The sequence below is a fragment of the Gammaproteobacteria bacterium genome (assembly GCA_003696665.1).
Classification (GTDB): domain Bacteria; phylum Pseudomonadota; class Gammaproteobacteria; order Enterobacterales.
The window spans coordinates 1-4303 of sequence record RFGJ01000516.1; the positions used below are offsets into that span (position 1 = coordinate 1).

Here is a 4303-nt window from a genome sequence, read left to right on the forward strand (position 1 = left end):
ATCCACCTCGCGGAAGGCGTAAATCACCTCGCGCTTCTCGTTGGCGCGCTTCAATTCCATGTTGCCCGCATCGAAGAAGAACGGCACGCCGTCCACTTCCACCTGCAAACTGGCGAAGATGCGGTCGGTTTTGACGTAGTAGAGCATGTGCGTCTTCCAGAACAGGACCACATCCTGCTCGTTGGTGTAAACCTGCTCATAGACGCTGTGCCGGTAGGCGGTATCGCGGAAATAAATCGAGCCGCTTTCGCTGAAATAGCGCTTGAAGAATGTGTACAGTTTCTCGAAGAGTTCTTCCCGGAAGCCGGGGAAGGGTTCCAGCGCCTCGTCAATGGCTTCTTTCAGGCGGGGTTCCACGCCCTGGGTGAAGTAGCGCGATTTGATGCGCATCAGGTTGACATAGCCGGATTCCCCCTCGATTTTTGCCCCTACGAACAGGTTCCGCAGGGCATCGAAGAATTGACGTTCAAAGCGGTCGGGTTGCGTCATACAGGTGAACCTCCAGGGAAAAAAACAAGCGCCGCCCATTGCAAGAGCGGCGCGTTCATGCTATGATGTGGACGAACCACGCGCCGCGTCCGCGTGGGATATTCCGCCGGGAAGTGTGACCGCACTGCCCGGCGTTTGCGTTAGTATAGCACGAGATGCTATCAGGCGCATCTCCCAAAGTGCCATTTTGAGAAAAAAAGCCCCTCCCATTGCATGCCCGCCTCATGCCCATGTGGTACCCGCGCCTTGCCCATAGCGCATCGTGTTTTTTCAGGCTACAATAAGGGCAATGCCATCAAAGCGCCCGCTCCATACCAGCAATGTGCCCACCGGCTGCCACGTATTCCCAGGGGAATGGAACGAAACGTACTACCCCCTTTTCAGGGGGTATGGCTCTGTTACTGGAGGCCACCATGTTTGATTTATCTGCCTACACCAAACCCACCCACCCGGTACCATCACGGCATCCATCTGTTACCCCCATGACACCTGCCCAGGCAAAATCTACTGCTGCTGCCCTCCTGCAAAGCGGCCTCAGCAATGCCCTTGCCAATATGCTGGATTTTTTGGCCACCTGTGATGTTTGCATTAGCACGCACCTGAACGTCGCCGGTCGCACGGCCCGCAAGTATCTAAAACAGCGTATCCTGGACCGCTTTCCCTACACCACTCCAGACCTTCAGGAAATCTTTGACACCTACGGCCTGCCCTACCCTCCAGAAGAACGCCTGGCCATCTACACACTTGGCCCCGTTGGAATTCATCTTGCCAAAATGCGGCTTGGGTATCAACCGTCGGCGCTCTTTTTGGCGCTGCCTCTGGAACAAGTGATGCGGCGCCTTGCCCTGAACGAAGTCATCTTGCGTCTGGCCAACAAGGCCGTGGAATCTGGTTGGGTTTCATACTGGGTTGGTTCACAACGGGCAGCCTTGCAAAAGGATGGCAAACCCTTCTTCGTCCCGGATGCCATGCTGCGACTACGCAAGGAGACTCAGGAACGCGTGTATCTTCTCGCCTACCAGGATACGGAGCGCCCCCAGCATACTGTCAACATCATTCGAACCCATGAAGCGGCAGCATACAGCCGCCTCTGGTATGAACAATGGGAAGTGGACACATTTCCCCCGGTAGTGCTCATCTACCGGAAAAGCATCGTTGGCCGCTGGTATGCCGATAGCCTGCAGAATACCAGTGGAACACAGGTTGCATTTTACGGGCGTTCCCTGGAAAACGCATTGAAACCCGTCCCTGATTGGTACAATTTTCACACCAAAGCAAAGGAGAACATTTTCCCCTGGTGAACGCCTGCACAGGCCTACGTCAAAGGGCGGCCTGTCCACTTGCGCCACTTCTCAGCCCAGTAGGCCGGGTCACTGGCCGGGTCATACGACATGGTTTGCTGCACGATGGCGGCGCAATCCTCGCATAACCACACCTTACCCACCAGGTGCAAACATTCCTGCTGCCAGGCTTCGGCTACGGTTCGGTCATCGAATGTATGCCCCCATCCGCACCTCTCGCACATCACAATGTAACGGGTAATGACCTTTTCACGTATCATCTCGTCATCTCCTGTTTGCTAAAACGACAACAGGGCGCAGGATTAGCCAGGGGAAAGGTTTCCCCTGGGTATAATATCCTTGCGCCCTTTTTGGTGCATGCCCCGACATCGTTCACCGGGCAGGTGGAGTCGGGGCTTTTTCGTTGCGCACAGCCCGCCGTCGTCGGTAAGCGCTCTGTCGGCATGCGGCAGAACAATACCGCGCCCTGGGGTTTTGTGCCGTAAATTCGCGTCCACAGCGCACGCACACCCGCATAAAGCGGGGACGCGCTGTATCGCGTGACAGCGTTACACTCCCTTTAGCGTGTCGCGAGGGTGCCCGCCGTTTACGCCGGGCAGCCTGTTTACAGGCTTCACTGCAATAGCGTGCATGCTGCCTGCGTGCTTCGAAGGCTGCACCACAGTATGCGCACATCATGCGGTAGGGTTTAGCCGGGCGGCCTCCTCTGCATGATGTCCATTACTTTTTGTCTTGTCCTTTTGTATTTCTGTTTTCACGGCCTGGACAATCACCGCCAGCGTTTGTGGGTCAAGGGCAGGTGCCGGTCTCGTGGTGCCTTCTACAAGGGCAGGCGCTGCACCGGCGCTGGGAAGCGCTCTGCGTGACGCGTGGCTGACTGTACTGCCCACAATGTCAAAGGCCATCCGAATAGCAGCCTGTTCCACCAGGCCATTGACGTCCGCTTCTTTGGCAGCCACAGCAATGCGGGAAGCCAATGCCTCCCGCGTGGAAGCCTTCAGCGTTTCCACCATCGCGCGTTCCCGCTCAGATGGGTCCAACAACCAGATAAGGGACCACCCCGCGGCTGCCAGAAGAGGCGTGGCGGGTACGATGTACGTCAAGTACAGCGCAGACCAGGCAGGCAACCCCATCCCCGCCGTCATACCGTAGTCTGTGACCACATTGAAAAAGAGTAACCCCAAGTCAAGCAAGTAAAACCCAAATGCGGCAAACCGTTGCAAGGGGGAATGCGTCCACCAATGCAAAGCAATCGGCAGCATCAGGGCACTGATTTCCAGGGAAACCACACCCAGGATTGCCCAAATCAACAAATCATCTGGCACTCCTTTGGTCATGAGAGTGTAATTATGCACCCCGGCGTACAGTAACCCGGCCACATACACCACAATGGACGCGAAAATAGCCAGCACCTTGAGTGCCTTGTTCTTGCTTTCGCTCAATACATCGCCTACATTGCTCATTTTTGCACCTCCAGATACTTCATGTTTACCCAGCCGGAAACATCACCGGCCACAATATGCGCCCAGATGCCGCCATCCGGGGCGCGTTTTGTCTCTTCAAAGGTTACGCGCTGCCCTTTGACCAGCCAGGTTACTGCGGGACAATCAGACTGGGGGCAGGCGCGCACCGTCAGTGCAGTGGTGACCACTTCGGCCATAGGGGTGATTACCACAACCGTAGGCAAGGCCGTCTCCCCAGGTTGGGGAGAGGAGGATGTAGTAGCCACTGGCCGGGTCAGGGGGACAGGGGCAGCCATACGCGCTGCAACCGGTGCGGTACAGGCCAACCCTATGAAGCCAAGAAAGAAAAACAACCAGAGATTTTTGTTCATACGCATCCCTTGGAAAAAGGTACGAAACCATTGCGCACCCTGCTTGCCCCGCTTGCAGGGCGTCATGGATTCCCTCGCATTCCCTCATTGGGCCTTGATTCTGGTCGGGTTCGCACCGCCGGGATGGAGGGCTATGAAATTATCAAGGTGCTATCAAATCAATTTGATATGATAGAGCCAAAAAAGCGGGCTTCGCCCGTATCATATCGTATTAATTTGATAGGATAGCACAACAAAAAACGCCCGTCAATAGTGCTGGGCGTTTTCCCTATTTCTTTGCAGGGGCATTACCGCGCCTGCGGTCAAATTTATTGAATTCTTTGTTGGCTTCCTGATAAGCACGTATAGAATCCAGCAACACGAACCACATATAGCCCACTTTGCGGCCTTTCAAGTCGCCTTCCCGCAACATGCGCCGCACATGGTCAATGTGATACCCAAGCAATTCGGCTGCTTCTTTGGTGGTGACGTACCCGGTCAGGTCAGGCATTCGATGAAAAAAGGGGAAATGGGAGAAAATATTTTCGGGCATCAAGGCTGCTCCATAATGTGGCACAACCCGATACCCGATAACCTTGCAGTGCCCCCAACGAGGTTCGAACTCGTGTTTCGGCCTTGAGAGGGCCGCGTCCTGGGCCACTAGACGATGGGGGCGGAGCGGGCAGGATTTTACCACAAG

General features: G+C 55.4%; 6 protein-coding genes and 1 tRNA gene. 1 reads left to right on the forward strand and 6 read right to left on the reverse strand.

Translation table 11 applies throughout. The features are described from left to right. Positions 1 to 489 (reverse strand): site-specific DNA-methyltransferase (locus D6694_12610; GenBank protein ID RMH38214.1); only part of this gene is annotated, 489 nt, incomplete at its 3' end. Positions 490 to 878: 389 nt separating this feature from the next. Between D6694_12610 and D6694_12615 the strand changes: the two genes are divergently transcribed. After that, entirely contained in the window at positions 879 to 1790 is a 912-nt protein-coding gene (locus D6694_12615) for a hypothetical protein (protein RMH38215.1), read from the forward strand. 14 nt (positions 1791 to 1804) lie between these two features. Here D6694_12615 and D6694_12620 read toward each other — a convergent pair whose 3' ends face one another. From D6694_12620 to D6694_12640, 5 genes are all read right to left on the reverse strand, one after another. After that, on the reverse strand, positions 1805 to 2050 hold the full coding sequence (locus D6694_12620) for a hypothetical protein (protein ID RMH38216.1): 246 nt from the start codon (positions 2048 to 2050) through the stop codon (positions 1805 to 1807). A 414-nt stretch (positions 2051 to 2464) separates the two neighbouring features. Beyond that, positions 2465 to 3253, reverse strand: coding sequence for a hypothetical protein (locus D6694_12625; GenBank protein ID RMH38217.1), 789 nt, complete (start codon positions 3251 to 3253; stop codon positions 2465 to 2467). Continuing rightward, positions 3250 to 3690: an SH3 domain-containing protein gene (locus tag D6694_12630; GenBank protein ID RMH38218.1), complete on the reverse strand. Its 441-nt coding sequence runs from the start codon at positions 3688 to 3690 to the stop codon at positions 3250 to 3252. Before D6694_12630 ends, D6694_12625 begins: the two co-directional genes overlap by 4 nt. A gap of 202 nt (positions 3691 to 3892) precedes the next feature. Beyond that, entirely contained in the window at positions 3893 to 4156 is a 264-nt protein-coding gene (locus tag D6694_12635) for a DNA-binding protein (protein ID RMH38219.1), read from the reverse strand. A 49-nt stretch (positions 4157 to 4205) separates the two neighbouring features. Further along, positions 4206 to 4278 (reverse strand) — tRNA-Glu (locus D6694_12640). Between the last annotated feature and the right edge of the window lie 25 nt (positions 4279 to 4303).